Annotated in this window: 19 protein-coding genes and 1 riboswitch; of the genes, 12 read left to right on the forward strand and 7 right to left on the reverse strand. The window is 42.2% G+C overall.

The window, feature by feature from the left end:
- Positions 1-5 precede the first annotated feature (5 nt).
- The 3 genes from thrC (at position 6) to BDD43_RS08250 (ending at position 3,026) form a co-directional block, all read left to right on the forward strand.
- Positions 6-1,316, forward strand: a complete 1,311-nt coding sequence (gene thrC / locus BDD43_RS08240) for a threonine synthase (protein ID WP_121197227.1) — start codon at positions 6-8, stop codon at positions 1,314-1,316.
- A gap of 220 nt (positions 1,317-1,536) precedes the next feature.
- On the forward strand, positions 1,537-2,658 hold the full coding sequence (locus BDD43_RS08245; RefSeq protein ID WP_121195558.1) for an ISAs1 family transposase: 1,122 nt from the start codon (positions 1,537-1,539) through the stop codon (positions 2,656-2,658).
- On the forward strand, positions 2,658-3,026 hold the full coding sequence (locus BDD43_RS08250; protein WP_162847005.1) for a contact-dependent growth inhibition system immunity protein: 369 nt from the start codon (positions 2,658-2,660) through the stop codon (positions 3,024-3,026). Before BDD43_RS08245 ends, BDD43_RS08250 begins: the two co-directional genes overlap by 1 nt.
- 18 nt (positions 3,027-3,044) lie before the next feature.
- Here the strand turns inward: BDD43_RS08250 and BDD43_RS08255 are convergent, their stop codons facing one another.
- Positions 3,045-3,227, reverse strand: a complete 183-nt coding sequence (locus tag BDD43_RS08255; protein WP_121197229.1) for a hypothetical protein — start codon at positions 3,225-3,227, stop codon at positions 3,045-3,047.
- Positions 3,228-3,299: 72 nt separating this feature from the next.
- On the opposite strand from BDD43_RS08255, the gene BDD43_RS08260 reads away from it, so the two are divergent.
- Positions 3,300-3,539: a DUF6364 family protein gene (locus BDD43_RS08260; protein ID WP_121197230.1), complete on the forward strand. Its 240-nt coding sequence runs from the start codon at positions 3,300-3,302 to the stop codon at positions 3,537-3,539.
- Positions 3,529-4,146, forward strand: a complete 618-nt coding sequence (locus BDD43_RS08265; RefSeq protein ID WP_121197231.1) for an HAD family hydrolase — start codon at positions 3,529-3,531, stop codon at positions 4,144-4,146. Before BDD43_RS08260 ends, BDD43_RS08265 begins: the two co-directional genes overlap by 11 nt.
- Before the next feature lie 6 nt (positions 4,147-4,152).
- Here BDD43_RS08265 and BDD43_RS08270 read toward each other — a convergent pair whose 3' ends face one another.
- The 6 genes from BDD43_RS08270 to murQ form a co-directional block, all read right to left on the reverse strand.
- Positions 4,153-5,448 carry a hypothetical protein gene (locus BDD43_RS08270; protein ID WP_121197232.1) on the reverse strand — a complete coding sequence of 432 codons (1,296 nt, stop codon included), beginning with the start codon at positions 5,446-5,448 and terminating at the stop codon, positions 4,153-4,155.
- Between the two features lie 51 nt (positions 5,449-5,499).
- Entirely contained in the window at positions 5,500-6,456 is a 957-nt protein-coding gene (gene metF / locus BDD43_RS08275) for a methylenetetrahydrofolate reductase [NAD(P)H] (protein ID WP_121197233.1), read from the reverse strand.
- A gap of 209 nt (positions 6,457-6,665) precedes the next feature.
- Positions 6,666-10,382, reverse strand: a complete 3,717-nt coding sequence (gene metH / locus BDD43_RS08280) for a methionine synthase (protein WP_121197234.1) — start codon at positions 10,380-10,382, stop codon at positions 6,666-6,668.
- Between the two features lie 153 nt (positions 10,383-10,535).
- A riboswitch (SAM riboswitch) is annotated at positions 10,536-10,646 on the reverse strand.
- 161 nt (positions 10,647-10,807) lie between these two features.
- Positions 10,808-11,542, reverse strand: coding sequence for a Bax inhibitor-1/YccA family protein (locus BDD43_RS08285; RefSeq protein WP_121197235.1), 735 nt, complete (start codon positions 11,540-11,542; stop codon positions 10,808-10,810).
- Positions 11,543-11,606: 64 nt separating this feature from the next.
- Complete coding sequence (locus tag BDD43_RS08290) at positions 11,607-12,173, reverse strand: hypothetical protein (RefSeq protein ID WP_121197236.1); 567 nt, start codon at positions 12,171-12,173, stop codon at positions 11,607-11,609.
- A gap of 147 nt (positions 12,174-12,320) precedes the next feature.
- Positions 12,321-13,133, reverse strand: coding sequence for an N-acetylmuramic acid 6-phosphate etherase (murQ, locus tag BDD43_RS08295; RefSeq protein WP_121197237.1), 813 nt, complete (start codon positions 13,131-13,133; stop codon positions 12,321-12,323).
- A gap of 111 nt (positions 13,134-13,244) precedes the next feature.
- Here murQ and BDD43_RS08300 point away from each other — a divergent pair, with 111 nt between their 5' ends.
- From BDD43_RS08300 to BDD43_RS08335, 7 genes are all read left to right on the forward strand, one after another.
- Entirely contained in the window at positions 13,245-14,834 is a 1,590-nt protein-coding gene (locus BDD43_RS08300) for a S41 family peptidase (RefSeq protein ID WP_121197238.1), read from the forward strand.
- Between the two features lie 181 nt (positions 14,835-15,015).
- Entirely contained in the window at positions 15,016-15,780 is a 765-nt protein-coding gene (locus BDD43_RS08305) for a hypothetical protein (protein ID WP_246001496.1), read from the forward strand.
- A gap of 416 nt (positions 15,781-16,196) precedes the next feature.
- Positions 16,197-17,783, forward strand: coding sequence for a hypothetical protein (locus BDD43_RS08310; protein WP_121197240.1), 1,587 nt, complete (start codon positions 16,197-16,199; stop codon positions 17,781-17,783).
- A 12-nt stretch (positions 17,784-17,795) separates the two neighbouring features.
- Positions 17,796-18,269, forward strand: coding sequence for a hypothetical protein (locus tag BDD43_RS08315; RefSeq protein WP_147425592.1), 474 nt, complete (start codon positions 17,796-17,798; stop codon positions 18,267-18,269).
- A 259-nt stretch (positions 18,270-18,528) separates the two neighbouring features.
- Complete coding sequence (locus BDD43_RS08325) at positions 18,529-19,071, forward strand: hypothetical protein (protein ID WP_121197243.1); 543 nt, start codon at positions 18,529-18,531, stop codon at positions 19,069-19,071.
- A gap of 14 nt (positions 19,072-19,085) precedes the next feature.
- On the forward strand, positions 19,086-19,472 hold the full coding sequence (locus tag BDD43_RS08330; protein ID WP_121197244.1) for a hypothetical protein: 387 nt from the start codon (positions 19,086-19,088) through the stop codon (positions 19,470-19,472).
- A 28-nt stretch (positions 19,473-19,500) separates the two neighbouring features.
- The gene (locus BDD43_RS08335; RefSeq protein ID WP_121197245.1) at positions 19,501-20,046 is read left to right on the forward strand and encodes a hypothetical protein; all 546 of its coding nucleotides are present in this window, start codon (positions 19,501-19,503) and stop codon (positions 20,044-20,046) included.
- The last annotated feature ends 163 nt before the right edge of the window (positions 20,047-20,209 follow it).

Below are 20,209 nucleotides of genomic sequence, written 5' to 3' on the forward strand. Positions count from 1 at the left end.
TTACCATGAACTTTTATAGTACCAACAGCCCGACAGTAGAAGTGCCTTTTAAAGAGGCCGTATTTAACAGCCTGCCGCAAGACAGGGGCCTATATATGCCCGTTAGCATTCCGCAACTGGATGCCGGTTTTATTGAAAACCTGGATAAGTATTCGTTATCGGAGATAGCCTTTGAGGTAGCCAAAACGTTGTTAAGTGATTCGGTTGCCGAAGATGACCTGAAAGCCATTATTAACGATGCCATTAACTTTGAGGCCCCGGTTGTAAAGCTTGAGGAAGATGTTTACGTTCTGGAGTTATTCCACGGGCCATCATTAGCGTTTAAGGACTTTGGCGCTCGCTTTATGAGCCGCATCATGAGCTACTTTTTACGCGACGGCGAGCAACTGCTGGATGTATTGGTTGCCACCAGCGGCGACACCGGAGGCGCAGTAGCCCTCGGCTTTTTAGGTGTGCCCAATACCCGCGTAACCATATTGTTCCCCAAAGGCAAAGTTAGCCCTATACAAGAGCAGCAATTAACTACCAATGGCAAAAACATACGCGCCATTGAGGTTGACGGTACTTTTGACGATTGCCAGGCCCTGGTTAAACAGGCCTTTACCGATGCTGAGTTGAATAAGAAGTTCAGGCTAACATCGGCAAACTCCATTAACATAGCGAGGTTGATACCGCAAACCTTTTATTACTTTAATGCCTACGCGCAACTTTTGCGCCAGGGTAAAACCGAAGTAACCTTTTGTGTACCCAGCGGAAACTTTGGTAACATAGGTGCGGGTTTATTGGCCTGGAAATTGGGCTTGCCCGTAAAGCAATTTATTGCGGCAACTAACGCTAACGATACCGTACCTGCGTTTTTAAATACCGGTGTTTATGAGCCAAAGCCATCGGTGCAAACCTTATCAAACGCGATGGATGTTGGTAACCCCAGCAACTGGGTGCGTATTGCCGAAATGTTTAAAGGCGATACTGCCGAATTAAAACAATTGGTACAAGGCGTTAGCTATACCGACGCGCAAACTATTGAAGCTATTAACCAGGTTTACAGCCAGTATAACTATGTGGTTTGCCCGCATACTGCCATTGCCTGGAAAGCTCTTAAAGATTACCAGGCCGGGCACCCTGACGATAAAAGCGCGGGTGTGTTTTTAGCTACCGCCCATGCCTGTAAGTTTCCGGATGTGTTTCCAGACGAAATACATGCTGCTATAGTAGTACCCGAATCGGTAAAAGAGATGCAGGGTAAATTACCCGTTGTTAGTACTATGGGTAATGATTTTGATGGGTTTAAGTGGTGGTTGATGGAGAATGCGTAATAGTAGTGCCTTAATAATCACTTAATGAAGCTTGAAAATAATTGGCAATATAAAACGCTTGAGAACCTCGAAAAGAAGAGTTGGGGGAATTCCCAGGGCTGACGCATAAGAATAGTTAAAAGTTGATATGGTTATGAACAAAGTGTTGGAAACGTAGGTATAACTTTTGTGGTTTCGGGAGGATTAGAGTCGGGTTAGCGTTTTTTCTTTGTAAAAGCATATGACGACTTCACTTCACAATCATTTTAGATGGATACCTGATCCTCGTACAGGTAATAATAAGAAACACAATTTACTGGAAGTTATCATTTTGTCGGTATTGGCCGTTCTATGTGGTGCAGAAAGCTGGTACGAGATGGAAGAATTCGGGAAGGAGAAAGAAGATTTTTTAAAGCAGTTGCTGCCTCTTGAAAACGGCATACCCAGTCATGACACGATCAACCGGGTTTTTATGCTGATCGATTCGGCGCTTTTTGAACAGTGTTTTCGTGCCTGGACAGCGGAACTTAGCCGGGGTCTTGAGGAGTCGGGCCTGTCTGGCGAAAAGGAGTTGATCGCTATCGATGGAAAGAGCATCTGTAACAGCGCCTGCAAACACCAGGGGTTGGGGGCCTTGCATTTGGTAAGCGCCTGGTCGGGTCGTAACCAGTTGGTACTGGGGCAACAAAAAGTGGATGACAAGAGCAATGAGATTACGGCGATCCCAGCATTGTTATCGCTATTGAACATCAAAGGGGCGGTAGTAAGCATCGACGCAATGGGTACACAGAAAGCGATTGCTGAACAGATTGTCGAAAGCCAGGGCGATTATATCCTTGCTTTGAAACAGAACCAGGAAACACTTTATGAACAGGTAATCAATCAGTTCAACTTTAAAGAAGACAGTTACAGCCAGCACCTGGATAAGGGCCACGGGCGGGCGGAGATCAGAGACTGCAAAGTCATTCATGAACTTAACTGGGTTGACGAAAAGGAAAATTGGAAGGGAATAAAGACCATCATCAAAATAACCTCGGAAAGGATAATAGGTGACAGCCACTCCATACAAGACCGCTACTATATCTCCAGCCTCCGTGCTGATGCTGCCTATTTTAACCAAGCCATCCGCGCACATTGGGGCATTGAGAACCAATTGCACTGGCAGTTGGATGTCGGATTTGGCGAAGATTACAATACCACACGGAACAAACAGACCGCCCAAAACCTTGCCGTAGTCAGAAAGATAGCCCTAAATATCCTAAAAGCCGACAAAACCAGTAAGGCCAGCCTGAAAGCAAAAAGAAAAATGGCCGGGTGGAACCATAAATTTCTTCTTTCATTAATCGCTAAAACAAATTCCTAATGCGTCGGCCCTGGGGGAATTCCATCGAAGCATCGACCAGTTTAATAAAAAGATGTATCGATTTGAGTAGAATTCCTATATCTGATTTTTCAGTTGAGGATTTAAGGCTAATGATTGGACAACAGGAAGGATTGCGCTACTTGATTCCAGTTGCGATTGAAATACTAAGCTATGATCTTTTTGCGGAAGGTGATTTTTATCCTGGTGATTTATTAAATAGTGTTTTGGATGTTGATTTTGAATTTTGGAAAAAAAACAAAGTGCTTTGGCAGCAGGTTAATCAGCTTATTTTGGGAAAAGAAGAGGAACTTAGGAAAGAACGAATATCAGCATCAAAATTTAGTTTATCAGGCTCTCCTAAAGAATAGCATCATTAGGAGATAAGTTTATTTCAACCATTTTGAAAGCTTTTCTTTAGCCTGGTTAGTTGTTAAAATTTCTCCGTTGTCAGACTGTTGCAAGCCAACCTCTATTTTTTCTAATAACAAGAGTGTATCCATCACATCGTCAAAACTAAATTCTTCCGGCAATTCCTGAATAGTTTTTAGAACCTCGTTTTTGATTAGCATAACAAAAGTATTTATTACTAAATTAACGAAAATTATCTAATGTTAGACGACGATAGCTTAATTATATGAGTTATGAAAACAAGACTGAACTTGACAATAGAAAAGGAATTAATGCATAAGGTGAAAGCTTATGCCAAAGATAATAACACGTCGGTTTCAAATTTAGTTGAGGCATATTTCAAAAATATATTAAGTAAAAAATCGCCGAATATGTTAGAGCTGATAAAAAGTTTGCCTAAACCGGATATTGATGATAATTTAGATTTGAAAAAAGCTTTTTACGAAGAGAACGCATCAAAATATGGCTTCTAAAATAAACACCATCATTTTCGACCTCGGCAATGTACTCATTGACTGGAACCCGTACCACCTTTACCGCAAGTTGTTTAGTAATGACGACGAGATTAAACACTTCCTGGATACAGTTTGCACCATGCACTGGAACGAGGAGCAGGATGCCGGGCGACCGGTAAAAGAGGGAACGGAGTTGCTAATAAGCCAATTCCCGGAGCATAGTGATAATATACTCGCTTACTATGAACGTTGGGAAGAGATGCTGGGCGGTGAAATACCGGGAACGGTGCAGATATTAAAAACGTTAAAAGATAGCGGCCAATACAAGTTGTATGCGCTAACCAATTGGTCGACAGAGACGTTCCCGATAGCTTTAAGCCATTACCACTTTTTGAGCTGGTTTGATGCCATTGTGGTATCGGGTGCGGAGGGCATCCGCAAGCCCGACTCCCGGTTTTACCAGTTACTTTTGGATAGGCACCAGGTAAAGCCGCAGGAAGCTTTGTTTATTGATGATAATTACCGCAACATACTGGCCGCAAGGGAAATGGGTATTGAATCGATCCATTTTACATCGGCGGACGAGTTGCGTCAACATTTGAGCAAATTGGGCGTTAACGCTTAACCTGTGTTAGTGATGCCCAAAAAAGTAATGCACCCCTGCGTTATAATAAGCGGTTTGTAACGAATAGCCGCCTTGGTAGGTGAGGTATGATGAAGGTATCATATAATTTAAAAACAGCTCTATACGTTTATTAAACACCACGCCGGATTGAAAGGAATAACTGATCCAGGTATCTTCGAGCTTATATGGCGGATAATTGACGGTTGCGGGTGTAATGCGGTAATCGGCACTAAGTGTTGTAAAAGTTACATAGCTTTGGTTGGTGTACTTTGAAACGTTTACTATTAGGCCCGCATCGATATATACTTTGAGCGAGTTAGCATTATACAAATTGTAAATAAATTGCGGTGTTATCCTCAAATTATATTGGTTATAAGTATAGGTAGAAGTAAGAGTATACGGTAGTAATGATAATGTGGTTAATGCCTGTTGGTTTTTAATTACAGGGTTAATGTAACTTAACCCAGCTTCCAAACGGAATAGAAACTTTTGCACTACGGGGTTGGTAAATATATCTAAACCGAAATTAACTTGAGGTGTGGTAGTGGTGCCGCTGCCATTTTCGAAATTGGGTTCGCGATGAAATGTTGAAGAGGCTACACTAAATCCGGCACCTGCAAAAAACCGTAAACTTGATAATCCATTATCGGTAGTACGTTTAGCACGGTTGGCTTTAGTAGTTCCGTTAATCATGTTCACAATGCCTTCAATATCATCTTCTGTGTATGCGGTAGTTTGAACTTTTTCTAACATACCGACATTAGATTGTGCGTACCTGGCAATCAAGTCGGCTAACTGGCCAAGGTATCTGTTATCAAGTTTAATATCAGTATTAGAGCCTGCATAGTATCGTTGAAAACCCAATTCGTAAGGTTGCTCGCTTTTTTCCTGGATAAAGAATCGGGTTTTTAAACCATCGGTATAGGATAGTAGCGCTACATTATTGCCTTTGACTATCATTCTTAAAAAAAAAGAAGCTTCTTTACTACTTGTATCTTTGGCTACCGGCAGATCGGGAAAATTAGTTTTGTTCATGCTGATACTACCTTTATAACTAAGGTACCCGTCGAGCCCGTCTACAGTAAACGACTGGATTGATGCCGGATAATAGATGTCGGATTTTTTATCATCCAAACTTGTTTTAAAGTGTATCGATTCGGGGTTTATAGTCCATTCGTGATAATCGATATAGCCAATTAAAACTTTATCATTAGTGATAGTTATAGAACCCTTGTGATAATTAGCCTGCGACAAGGCGTAAAAAGGGCATAGAAGCGCGGTAAAAAGTAATATGTATTTCATGATAAGGTTGCAATTAGCGCTGCCAATATATGAATATTATTAACCTTATAATTAAAATACCGCCTGCGCTATGCGTTTAGTTGGCTCCGGGTTGCCCATGGTGTAAAAGTGCAATACAGGTACGCCAAATTGCACCAGCTCTTTACATTGCTTTATCATCCACTCAATACCAACTTCTTTTACGTCTTTTTCGGATTTGCAATCGGTAATGGCTTCGCTTAATGCTTCGGGTATATCAATATGGAATATTTTAGACAGGCTTATTAACTGCTTGGACACCGTGATGGGTTTTAAGCCTGGTATAATGGGTACGGTAATGCCATTGGCGCGGCAATTGTTTACAAAATCGAAATACTTTTGATTATCGAAAAACATTTGGGTTACAATAAAGCCTGCGCCCATATCAACCTTTTGTTTCAGATATTTAAAATCGGTTTTTAGGTTTGGAGCTTCAAAGTGCTTTTCGGGATAACCGGCAACGCCTATGCAAAAATCGGTTTTGTATGATGTTGGGCCGGTATCGTGCAGGTACATGCCATTGTTCATGTTTACTACCTGGCCTAACAAATCGGTGGCGTAAGCATGGCCGCCAACGGTGGGTACAAAGCCCGATTCGGCTTTGCGGGCGTCGCCGCGAAGCACCAGTACGTTATCGATACCTAAAAACTGGAGGTCGATGAGTGCGTATTCGGTTTCTTCCTTGGTAAAGCCACCACATATTAAATGCGGAACGGCATCAACCTTATACTTATTCATGATGGCTGCACAAACGGCAACGGTGCCGGGGCGTTTGCGGGTAATGAGTTTTTCGAGCAGCCCGTTTTCGTGCTCTTTATAAATATGATCTTCGCGCAACGAGGTAACATCAATAAAGGGTGGTTTTAACTCCATCAACGGGTCGATGGCGTTATAAATGCCTTGTATGCTCTGGCCCTTTATTGGTGGCAAAAGCTCGAACGAGAATAATGTTTTGCCGTTTGCGTTGGCGATGTGTTCTGTTATTTTCATAAACCCCAAACCCCTAAAGGGGCTTTAATTCTTTAATGTACAATTATATATAAAACTATGTCATTTTCAGGGAACAACAAGTTTTTAAGTGTTTGATATTCCCATCAAGTGTCATTGCGAGGTACGAAGCAACCGCTTGCTTTACAGAGCGGCTTTGCAGGTTCGCTTTGCTTCCGTGCGATTGCTTCGTACCTCGCAATGAAATGCCACTAATAATTAATATTAGGGCTCAACCAGCGTTCGGTTACTTCCAAATCGGCACCTTTTCTTTGGGCGTAGTCCACAACCTGGTCTTTGCTTATTTTGCCTAAGCCAAAGTAACGGGCCTGGGGGTGTGCAAAGTAAAAACCACTTACCGATGCTGCTGGCGTCATGGCCAGGCTTTCGGTGAGATGCATTTTGGCGTTGTCTTCGGCTTTTAGCAATTCAAATAAGGTTGTTTTTTCGGTATGGTCCGGGCAGGCCGGGTAACCGGGTGCAGGGCGTATGCCCTGGTATTTTTCTTTAATCAGGTCGTCGCTGCCTAAGCTTTCGTCGGCGGCGTAGCCCCAGTAATCTGTACGTACCAGTTGGTGCATTTTTTCGGCAAAGGCTTCGGCTAAACGGTCGGCAAGGGCTTTGGCCATAATGCTGTTATAATCGTCGTGGTCGGCTTCGTATTTGGCAACCATCTCGTCGCAGCCAATACCTGCCGTTACGGCAAAGCCGCCCCAATAGTCGGCAACACCACTTTGTTTAGGTGCTATAAAATCCGACAGGGCATAATATGGCTCGCCCTTTACCTTTTCGGCCTGCTGGCGAAGTGTGTAAATGGTTGATAATACTTGGGTACGGGTATCATCGGTATACAACTCAATGTCATCGCCAACACTGTTTGCCGCCCAAAAGCCAATTACACCGTTTGCCTGCAATAGTTTGTTGGCTACAATTTCTTTCAATAAAGCCTGAGCATCATCGTAAAGCTTTTTGGCTTCAACACCAACCACCTTGTCGTCAAATATTTTAGGGTAGCTTCCGCGAAGTTCCCAGGTATGGAAAAACGGTGTCCAGTCAATATAGGGTACCAAATCTTCCAAAGGATATGCCTCAATAACTTTAGTGCCTAAAAAGCTAGGTTTGGGCGGTATGGCACTTAAATCGAGTTCTATTTTTTGTTTGCGGGCATCGGCAATGCTAACAAAACGCTTGTCGTTCTTTTTGTTTAAATGTGCTTCCCTGGCTTTGGCGTATTCATCTTTAATGCCTTGTATGTAGGCATCGCGGTTGTCTTTGTTCATCAGGTTGCTGCACACGGTAACGCTGCGTGAAGCATCTAAAACGTGAATTGCCGGGCCCGAATAATTAGGATCTATTTTTACAGCCGCGTGTATGCGCGAGGTAGTTGCCCCGCCAATAATTAACGGAATAGTAAAACCTTCGCGCTCCATTTCTTTGGCAAAATGTACCATTTCATCAAGCGATGGGGTAATTAAACCGCTCAGGCCAATAATATCAACGTTTTGCTTTTTGGCTTCCTCAATAATTTTATGAGCCGGAACCATTACGCCCAGATCAATAATTTCGAAGTTATTGCAGGCCAGTACTACGCCTACAATGTTTTTACCAATATCGTGCACATCGCCTTTTACGGTTGCCATTAGTATTTTACCGGCATTGCTGCGCTCGTTATCGGCACCTTCGCCTGCGGCAAGTACGCGGGCCTTTTCGGCGGCTATAAAAGGCAGCAGGTAGGCCACAGCCTTTTTCATAACCCGGGCAGATTTTACTACCTGCGGCAAAAACATTTTGCCTGCACCAAATAAGTCGCCAACAATGTTCATACCGTCCATTAGCGGGCCCTCAATAACCTCTAAGGGTTTGGCGTATTTTTGGCGGGCCTCCTCTACATCATCGTCCAGATATTCGATAATTCCTTTTACCAGCGCGTGCGAAAGGCGTTTTTCAACCGGGTCTTTACGCCATTCTTCATCCTTAACAATCTCTTTGCCTTTGCTTTTTACGGTATCGGCATATTCAACCAGGCGTTCGGTAGCATCGGCGCGGCGGTTTAGTAAAACATCTTCAACCAGCTCTAAAAGTGGTTTAGGTATTTCTTCGTAAACTTCCAGCATCCCGGCGTTAACAATACCCATATCCATACCGGCCTGTATGGCGTGGTATAAAAAGGCCGAGTGCATGGCCTCGCGCACAGTATTGTTACCCCTAAACGAGAACGATATGTTACTTACGCCACCGCTAACCTTGGCATGCGGCAGGTTTTGCTTTATCCAGCGGGTGGCTCCAATAAAATCAACCGCGTAGTTGTTGTGTTCTTCCAGTCCGGTGGCAACTGTTAAAATATTGGGGTCGAAAATAATATCTTCGGGAGGGAAGCCAACTTCGTTAACCAGTATGTTGTAGCTGCGTTGGCAAATTTCGATACGACGGGCCAAACTATCGGCCTGCCCGGTTTCGTCAAACGCCATCACAACGGTAGCTGCACCGTAAGCCATAATTTTACGGGCCGATTCGCGGAATTTATCCTCGCCCTCTTTTAGCGAAATGGAGTTTACAATACCCTTGCCCTGTAGGCACTTTAAGCCAGCCTCTATTACGCTCCATTTACTGGAATCGACCATGATGGGCAGCTTGGCAATATCGGGCTCAGAGGCTATTAAATTCATGAACTTAGTCATGGCGGCTTCCGAATCAATCATCCCCTCGTCCATGTTTACATCAATTACCTGGGCACCGCCTTCAACTTGCTGGCGGGCAACCACTAAGGCACCTTCGTAATCTTCGGCTAAAATAAGCTTGCTAAACTTTGGCGATCCGGTAATATTGGTACGCTCGCCCACGTTGGCAAAATTGCTTTCGGCGGTGAGGGTAATAGCTTCTAAACCACTCAGGCGCATGTTATTTTCAATAACGGGGATGGGCCTGGGGGGGAAATTGTAAGCTTTTTTTGCAATGCAACTGATGTGATCGGGAGTTGTGCCGCAACAACCGCCAACAATGTTGACTAAACCCGCTTGCATAAAATCTTCAACCAAATGGGCGGTTTCGTGTGGAGCCTCGTCATAGGCGCCAAACTCGTTGGGTAAACCGGCATTAGGATAGGCCGAAATATATACGCCCGCTTTTGCGGATAATTCTTCAATATGCGGGCGCATATCTTTAGCACCCAAAGCGCAATTTAAACCTACCGAAAGTAAGTTGGCATGGCGTATGGAGTTCCAAAAGGCTTCAACGGTTTGCCCGGATAAGGTACGTCCCGAGGCATCGGTAATGGTGCCGGAGATCATGATGCCGCCCGTTTTGCGGAAGGCAGGATAATCTTTACCGGTAGCTATACACTCATCTTCGTACTTTTTAATGGCGAAAATGGCTGCCTTGGCGTTAAGGGTATCAAATATGGTTTCGATGAGCAGTACGTCCGAACCGCCATCAACCAGGCCGCGTACCTGTGTGTAATAGGCATCAACCAAATCATCAAACGTAACGGCGCGGTAACCAGGGTCGTTAACATCGGGTGATAGTGATGCTGTACGATTGGTTGGACCGATGGCTCCGGCAACAAAGCGGGGTTTATCGGGGGTTTTAAGGGTATATTCTTCGGCTACCTGGCGGGCAAGGCGTGCGCCTTCGTAGCTCAGTTCGTAAGCCAGTTCTTCCAGTTTATAATCGGCAAGGGATATTACCTGTGTGCTAAAGGTATTGGTTTCAATAATATCGGCACCAGCCTCCAGGTATTCGGCATGTATGGCCTTAATAATATCGGGGCGTGTTATGTTAAGCAGGTCGTTATTGCCCTGTAAATCCGAATGATGATTTTTAAAACGTTCCCCACGAAAGTCGGCTTCGGTGAGCTGATACCGTTGTATCATGGTGCCCATAGCCCCGTCGATAATGAGAATGCGTTTTTGTAATTGTTGTCTGATATCCATGTTTTGTATTGAGTACTGCGTATTGCGTAATGAGATGAGCTTTACGAAGTTGAACAAAGGGTTTTAGCCTCGCTTAAAATCGCAATACGCAATACTCAAATCGCAATACGTAAACAAGCTTATATCGAAAAGTCGGGCATTGGTGTTGACTTTCGCTTATCTGTCCTAAACCGCGAAGTGTGGTTTAAGTAGAATGTAGCACCTTGTAAGTACAGGTTGCTAAGACATCGCAGGGTCTAATCCCTCCGTCTTTCTCTATAAGCAGCGCAAAGTTGCACAATAAAAGGCAGAGATGCAAGAGCGACGCACTAACACACCAAGCCCGGAGTTAAGATAAGACATTGGTTTGACCATAGCGACCGACACCGGCCTAAACAACAAAGCCCCCGCTTTGGCGGAGGCTTTGAGTTGATATTTTGTTGAAATTATCTTCTGCTACCTCCAAATAGGCGGAGTAACATCATAAACAAGTTAATAAATGTAATGTACAATTGAAGGCCGCCAATTAAAGCTAACTTTTTTGAAGGCAAGCTGCCATATTCCATACCCGAGCCTATGCGTTTTAACATTTGTACCTTGTAAGCCGTTAGGCCAACAAATACTACAACACCAATGCAGCTTAAAATATAATCTAAAGCGGCACTACCGATAAAGAAGTTTACCATGAATGCTATAAACAGGCCAATAAATATGGTGTAAAGAATTGTACCCATTTTGGTTAAGTCTTGATGGGTGTAATACCCCGCAATGGCCATAATACCAAAAACAAGCGATGTTGTTATGAAAACACCGAATATAGCCGTTGCCGAATAGGCTAAAAATATTAAGCTAAAGCTGATGCCGATTAAAGTGGCATAGGTAACAAATAGCAAAACCAGTATAGGGTAAGCTATTTTATTGTAAGCTATTTGCATTAACAGCGCAAAAATTACCGGTGAAAAAATAGCAAGATAGCCTAAGCCGGTTAGTCCGCCGGTAATTGGGTCGAATATCAGTTTTAACAAGGCTTCGCTTCCTGTAAAATAATAGCTTACCAATGCAGAGATACCTAATGCTGCAAACATCCAGGTAAATACGCCTGATAAAAATCTGCGTGACGATGCGGTTTCGTCTAATTGTATTACACTATCGTATCTGTAATTTATTTTTTGCTCTTCCATTTGTATAAAATTAATTAATGTTTGCCTAATGGTTCAGGCTCAAATTTAGTAAAACTCTTAGATATTAATTCAACCGTTTTACCAGTTGTTCTTCTACTTTTTTAAATACTTGCACGGGTTTTAAGGTGCGCCAGTTCAGGTCGTCTAATGCACCGCCGAAGTTGATGTAATAATCGATGTTGTTTTGTTTAAACTCATCAATAACATGGTCCCTAAAGTTAATACCCGCTATCCAGCCATCTTCAACTTCCTGAAACCACTCCTCGTAATAACAATCGTCGGACGAGTGGAAGTTTAAGATGTTTTCGCCTATCAATATAAATTTATTGATGCCTTCGTTTATCATCACCTCAATAATTTCGCGTTTAAGCAGCATTACATCGTTATCAATGGCATCGTTCCATTCGCCAATAAACTCTATGATGCTGTAATTGCGGTCGTAATCGGTATAAAGTACTTTGAGGTATAGGGTGTTTGAGCCAAACGAATCCCACTGTGGGTGCAGTAAATAGTTGTATACCTGCTTATCAAACTCAAATTCACTGTATTCGGTGGCATAAAAAGGCGAAAGCTCGTCTTCTGATGCTATGTAATCGTCTCTCCAACGGTAATATGGTTCTATCTCGTGCATGTTAAAAAAGAAACAAGAGTCAAGATATAAGAATCAAGACCGTTTTTTACCGTTTTTATCATTTTATCCAGCTTCACTTTTTAAAAGAATCAGGAATCAAAACTTATCCCAAACAGCTTTTATTTATTAGTTTGCACACCTGCACATTTAATGCATTTGCATGTATTCATCAACGGCTTTGCGCACGCTGCCATATTTTTCAAGCAGGTTTGCGGCAGTTTGCTCGTCGGCACCGGTGGCATCCATTACCATGCGGGTTCCCCTGTCAATCAGTTTATGGTTTGATAGTTGCATATCAACCATTTTATTGCCCTTAACGCGGCCCAGTTGTACCATTACCGATGTACTGAGCATATTTAAAACCAGTTTTTGAGCCGTGCCGGCTTTCATGCGGGTTGAGCCGGTTACAAACTCGGGGCCGGTAACCACTTCTACGGGGTATTGCGCCTCGTGGGCTATGGGGCCACCTTCGTTACAAACAATACAGCCTGTAACCACATTGTTTTGGTTAGCTGCCTGCAAGCCGCCAACAACATAAGGCGTAGTGCCCGATGCCGCTATGCCTACCAAAACATCCTTATCGGTAATGTTGTATTCCTGCAAGTCTTTCCAGGCTTGTTCGGCATCATCTTCGGCAAATTCAACGGCTTTGCGTATGGCACTATCGCCACCGGCAATAATACCGATAACCCAATCAAAGGGCACGCCATAAGTTGGCGGGCATTCGGATGCATCAACAATAGCCAACCTGCCGCTGGTGCCGGCACCTATGTAAAACAACCTGCCGCCGTTTCTCATCCTTTCGGCTGTTATGGCAACCAATTTTTCTAACTGCGGTATCGCTTTTTCAACGGCATCCGGTACCGATTTGTCTTCCTGATTAATGCTGTGCAATATTTCGGCAACAGACATTTTTTCAAGGTTATGATAGTGCGATTCCTTTTCTGTAATTATTTCCACGTTCAATTCTTGTTTAGCAAAAATCGGTAAATTTTCAGATACTTAACGTTCTATACTATAAAAATTATTGCCTAAGCAATGCATTGTTTAAATTAGCAGCCCGTAGCACCCATGAATAACACATTATTAAACATATTACGCACGCTTATATTGTTGCTTGTTGGGGCTATAATAGGAATTTATTTAAATAATTACCTTATACGCGGCCATAGTTTTTATTTTAATAATGATAATAAGCTGGCCAGCGTGGTGCGGCTGGTGCATAACCGGTATGTTGATTCGGTTAATATTGATAGCCTTGAGGGCGAAACCGTTAACCAGTTTTTACAAAACCTCGACCCGCATTCGGTTTATTTGCAGCCGCAGCGGGCGCAATCGGTCAATCAAAAATTAAGTGGTGGTTTTGATGGCGTTGGCATTGAGTACCAGTTATTAAACGACACTTTGTTTGTTACCCAGGTTTACCCCGGCGGCCCGGCAGCAAAAGCCGGAATACGCGGCGGCGACCGTATTGTTACCCTTAACGGCGAAAAATTTGCAGGCACCCACTTAACTACCGAAGGTATACACCGCGTTTTTACCGGTCCTAAAGATAGCGAACTGCAACTTGGCCTGCTGCACAATAATACTGCAAAGCTTATTAATTATACCCTTAAACGCGGCCACGTGGAGTTAAGCAGCCTTGATGCCGCCTATATGGTAGCACCGCAAACGGGCTATATTAAAATAAGTAAGTTTGCCGCCACCACCGACCGTGATTTTAAGAAGGCCCTGGCCCAACTAAAAACCGAAGGCATGACCGGACTAACGCTGGACCTGCGCAACAACGGCGGCGGATACCTGAGCGCTGCCACCGCTATGGCCGATGAGTTTTTACCCGCAGGTAAGTTAATTATGTATACCAAGGGAAGGCACGAACCCCGCACCGATTATTTTAGTACCGATAGCGGTGCTTTTGAGAAAGGAAAAGTTGCCATTATGATTGATGAATATTCGGCCTCGGCAAGCGAGATACTGGCCGGTGCCATGCAGGATTTGGACCGCGCAACCATTGTTGGCCGACGCTCGTTTGGTAAAGGGCTGGTGCAGGAGCAGTTTGGCTTTAACGATGGCTCGGCAATTAACTTAACGGTGGCAAGGTATTATACACCGTCGGGCAGGTCGATACAAAAATCGTACAAAGGAGGCATTGAAAATTACCATAACGAACTGGCGGCCCGTATGCAAAAAGGTGAACTGTTTTCGGCCAAAAATAATATGGACGATAGCTTGTTTAAAACACCAGCCAAATACCACACCGCCAACGGGCGCAAGGTTTATAGCGGCGGCGGCATTATGCCCGATGTTTTTGTACCGGCAGATACCATGAGCAATACCCGCCTGCTTTACGACCTTAACGATAAGCAGCTTTTTATGGGCTATGTGCTGCAAAAAATGCAGCCGAAGTTAGCCCAATACCCCAACTACGAAGCCTTTGCCAGCAACTACCGCGTTACCGACGACGAACTAACCAACTTTATTGTTTACGCCACCAAAACCCTAAAACAGCTCGATTCGGAAGAAATTAAACGCTCCCGCGCCGGTATTTGCCTGCAACTAAAAGCCATGGCCGCCCGCTTTAAATGGGGAGATGTAGCCTATTTTAAAACCCTCAACCACGACGATGAAACTTTGAAAGCGGCCATTGAGGCGGTGAAGTAGGGGGATGCGCGTTGTTATAAAACAAGGTTAGACACATTTAAGACGATGCTTAGGAGGCTCCATACTTGAGTATGCAATAACGCTTAACTTGATTATAATTTTATAAAAAGATAATATTAGGATTTGTAATATTTAATATATTTGGCTTGATTTAACCTCAAAATAAGTCGGGATGAAACCTATGTCTTTATTATCAAAATATGCCTTTGGTGTGTTTTTAATTTCTTCTGCATTAATTTCTTGTAAAAAAGGAAATGAACAGCCCCAAAAAAGCAATTCGGCTTATGGTAAAATTTCTTATTTTGCTGCAGCTTCGGTTGCGGGTGCCAAAACAGGTGTAAGCATTAAACCTGCTACGGGCATCACCACAATGGCCATAGTCGACAGCACGGTTGCTGTAAACTGGGCTTCGGCATCTGTGTATGTTGAAAAGGTTGAGTTTGTTGGGCAGAGTAACAGACTGCTTGATACCACAATAACGGTTGAAAAAAACCTGAATATTTTTAATGCGGGTGCCCTGGCCGGCATTTTTCAATTGCCTGTAGGGTCGTACAAAAACGTGAGTGTAAAAATGTTTTGTAAAAAGTCGTTAAAGTCCGAAATGGCCTTTAATCTCAAGGGATTATTTACAAATACCAGTGGAGGAAAAGACAGTGTATTGGTAGGAAGTTCTTTTCCGTTTGTAGCTAACCTTGCCGTTACTGATATTGTAATTGATCCGTCTGATAATTATAAAGTTACCTTTAACTTCGACCTCAGTAAAGTTTTAACAGGAATAACAAACCGATTGTTGCAAACAGCCCACGCCTATGTTGGTGCCGATAGCAAAAGAACCTACGTTATTTGGAAAGGCGGATCTGCCGAAGAACCATTTTTTGACCAGGTTATCAGCAACTGGCAAACTGTAGCCAGTGTTGTAGTAACTAAAGACACGAGCGGGAATTGAGCGAGTATTAGTTATTGGCAGAGGGCAATTTTGGAGGAATGATATGCCGCCCAGCTACCGCTTGTGCGGTGTATGCTAATTAATTATTTGTATCGATATGATATTTATTGTTGGGCTGAGACCGCAAACGTCCACAAGTGAAGACGTTTGCAGTAGGGTAGGGATGAGCGTTGTTTAAGATAATGTGGATACACAATTAAGCCGCCCTTTAGATGCTGCATACTTGCGAAAGCAAATCACTAAATCATCTTAAATATGCTTTGTTTTTAATCGCACAACACGTTTAAGGCTAATCAAATTAAACTTATTAAGTTTGTAATATTATTATGTTGAGTGGTATTAAAAAAGCTTAGTTATTATATACAACAAATATAATAATCATTTATATTTGTTGTACACTAACTACCATTTACTCAATGAAGAACGTTTTTACTAAAGGCTTACTCGTCAAAACGGGTTCTGTTTTATTGCTTTTACTCTTGGCTTTTGTTGTTAATAGCTGTCGCAAAAACAGTGATGTGGATTATACCGACATTGCCGACCCCGAGATACAAAGGGCAATGGCTTGGTACAATGCCGCAAACCCGATAAGTATTAATACCAACAACAGCCAGTCGTTAACCACTTTTGGCAACAAAGGCGGAGTCCACAAAGCTGATCTGAGCCAGATTATCAGGCCAGATTGGCACCGCACAAAAAAATATTCACGATACAATCAGGCTGTAATAGAAACAGCTATAGATCCTTCGCATAAAATTTTATCGTCTTTACGTAACATAGCTACAAATAAGGACTATGCCAAAAAGGAATATAGCCGGAGCAGTTATCTCATTATAAACGATGGTGCAAATTACCAGGCTTATGTAATGACTGTTATTGCAGATTCGGCATATTTAAAAGGGGATTTAACCAAGTTAGACCGCAACACCTATAGCAAGCATGAAGCTGATTTTAGTGGCCTTGTAATTTATACAACACCAAAAGGTGACTACGTTAGGGGCTACGCTTATAAAAACGGGCATATTATTACACCGGGCACTACCAGCAGCCAAACAACACAGAGCACAAGCGGCAATTTAAAAACAGACAACGTAGCAGCACCACCTAAATGTACCGATTATTATTTGGTGGTTTGGGATACTGAGACAGGTGAAATATTAAGCGTAGATTTTTTGTATACACTGTGTGATAATGGTGACCCGGGTGACAACTCCGGTGACTCCGGTACTCCACCAACGATACCGCCGCGTTGCCCACCCAGTAGTATTGATACTACTATGGTAGAATCGATAACTACCGGAAAGCTGCATGTTAACGTGATCCCTTTACCACCGCCAGACGGTGGTGGCGACGATGGGTTCCCACCTCCAAACCCGAATCCTGATCCGTGCAACCCGAAGGTTGCAGACCCGGCTGTGGTGACTATTGTAAATAATGTATTAGATCCTTGTTTGCGCGCAATGGTTGCGGCTGCTATTTCAAGGAATATACAACTTGACTTAAATAAATCGATGAATGGAATATTTAATAGTAATACAAATTTTAACTTAGAGTTCATTGACGGTACATTAGCACCGAGTCTTTCCGGCGTAACCAATGTTATAGATAGAAATGGAACATACGACTCTGGGCAACAAAGATTGATAAACGTGAGCAAGATGTCATTACAGATCGAACTTAATTCAAGTTTATCAGGGGCGTCACAAGAATTTATAACGGCAACAATTTTACACGAAGTACTACACGCGTATTTTAGAACGATATATAGTACAGCTACATTTGATCACGAAGTTATGGTTAAAGAATATCTGCCATGGTTTATGTCTGCGCTCCAATCAATATATCCAAGAATGACCGAATTTGATCAGAAATCGTTAGCTTACGGTGGACTAACAGATACAGTAGCATTTATCAGTAGTGCGGATAATTCAATGCTTAATTTTTATTTAAATAACAACACTACTTTTAGAGATGGAAGCTCTGGCACACCGTGCAATCACTAATTTAAATTTACGATGAAACTCATTCAAATGAAAATTACGCTATTGTTTTTTGTTTTATTGCCAGGCGCAAACTATACTTCATTTTTGGATTTTGTGAGCACACATTTTAAACCACCTGAAACTGTTAAACGTGTATGTACATGGCAATACGCAATTGTAAAAGTTAAAACGGACGGAAAAAGCGAGATAATTGATTATCATATAGAAAATAAAGTATCAAATGATTTGATTAACAGTTTTCAATTCTTAAAGGGATATCATTTTAATAGTGGTTTAAATATGCGAAACCGGTCATTGGTTTTTTTCTATAGTATCGAAAATCAGAGAGTTAACAATTGCGATATACCGCAACCTGTAAATTATAAACATCCAAGTGCTGAAAAGATCTACAACCAATATAAAATCAAACATAGTAAAGACAAGCAAAAAAATGTTTACGTTGACGAAATTCTAACGAGTATTTATGATGATCCGATCATTAATTAACAAATCGCCTACGTCCCAAAAGCGAAGGCGTTTGCTGAAGCTATAGACGATAAGGTGGTAGATAGTTATGGCATGAAGCTTGAAGATGCATACCCATTAGTGCTAAGTGGATTATCGGATTATTGGACTAAGAACGGCGGAGGCTTGCCTGCCTATTACGATGCATTAAAAAACATATATAAAATAAAGGAACCAGCGGGAGTGTATGATCTTTATATGGCAGGAATTTATGGGACTACATGCGCTAAACCTTAATATCATGCGAAAACTGTTTTTAATTTGGGCATTAAGTTTAGTTGTAATGACTGCGCATGCACAATCAAAATCTGAAGATTCGGATATAAATAAAATAACCTGGCTGTTATTTAAGAACTATAATCCCGATGCTTCTTCTTTAAATCAAGCTTGCATTAAATCGTGCGTATTTATTCATTTTCAAATCAATGAAAATGGAAAGTTTACAAATATTGGATATACCAAAAATACACCGCAGTTTATTATAGATGGCCTGGCTAATTCTTTTAAAATTATAGAGCCCAGTATAAAACAAATGAATCTCCATTTTGCTGCTAATCAAACGTATTTGCTTCCATTTGAGTTTTATTATAATCTTGGGTGTGATTTCTCCGGCATTAGTAAAAATACACCTGATAGTACTAAACCCAAGCCATACGTAAATGTTGAAGCCGATATGCAACTTTTTGGCGATGCGTTGTGGGATATTCTGAATTTTACTGATGGTAAATTAGAGCTTTTAAATTGTACCGTGTTGCGCCCTGTGCGGACGGGTGCTGTACATTAATTAGGTTGAAAAGTATGGACTATAAAAACATCCTGTTATTGTTGTGCTTTTTTACTATATCAAAAAGTAACGCTCAAGCTTTATTGTACCATCCCCATTCGCTGGAGGTATATAAAAACTCGGCAAAATGGGTTACCGTTATCGATCATATCAATGATGTAAAATTGAAACCGGGTACTGATACTACTTTACTGTTTATCGGCGGTTACTTCCCCGGTCAGGTGCTAACGGTTGTTATTAAAGGTGCTGACAAAAAATTTCAAGGTTATCCTGTTAGTAGGTGGCCCGGTAAAGATGCAACCATATCTGGAAATATTGTTTTTTATGAGGGTAAACCTGCTATTATTGTAAAGGATAGTTCGCAAATAAACATAGCGACCACAGCTATAGTGAATCATTAAAGAAGTTATGATAGCCTTGCATCGTATTATGAAAGGAAGGATAGTATGGGCCATTTTATTTTTACACATATCATTTGCTAAAGCGCAAGAGTTATCGCCCGGTAAAGCCGAAAATATCAGGGCTTACATTTTAAACAAGTGTAAAATAAGTGCTCAAACTAACGATACATCGTGTGCAAATACGGTTATATTTATTCGTTTTAAGGTTACTGATGCAGGTAATATCGATTCGCTTTACTTTACAAAAGGCGGCCCCGCTATATTTAAGCAGCAGCTTAAAACCGCAATAATGAGTACAAACGGATTATGGAAATTAACCAAGCAAGAGAAGGCGCAGTTAAAAGACAGAACGTTTTTGTTGCCCGTTATTTTATCGTATTCGGTGGGTTGTACAGTTGCTAAAAAAGATTCGATAACGGTGGGTAAGGATGGTGCTATTCATATTGTGCGACGGAATGCGGATGTTAACCTCAAAATGGCAATGGAACACATGTTAAATTTTGAAAGCGGAGGCAAGGCAAAGTTGAATTGCGTTTTATTGGCACCCATTGCTTTTACTAACAATATGTATTAACATAATTAAAAACTTACCACCACGGCTCCTCCTGTAAGCGTCCCCTACCCGCTGCCTAGCCTATGGCAAATACTAAGTAATCAGCATGATGTTCAATGTGCTAATTAACTGGTATATTTAAGATTATCGGATAAACTGCCTAATTCCACAAGTGAGGACGCTT

The sequence above is a fragment of the Mucilaginibacter gracilis genome (assembly GCF_003633615.1).
In the GTDB taxonomy this organism is placed as follows: Bacteria; Bacteroidota; Bacteroidia; order Sphingobacteriales; family Sphingobacteriaceae; genus Mucilaginibacter; species Mucilaginibacter gracilis.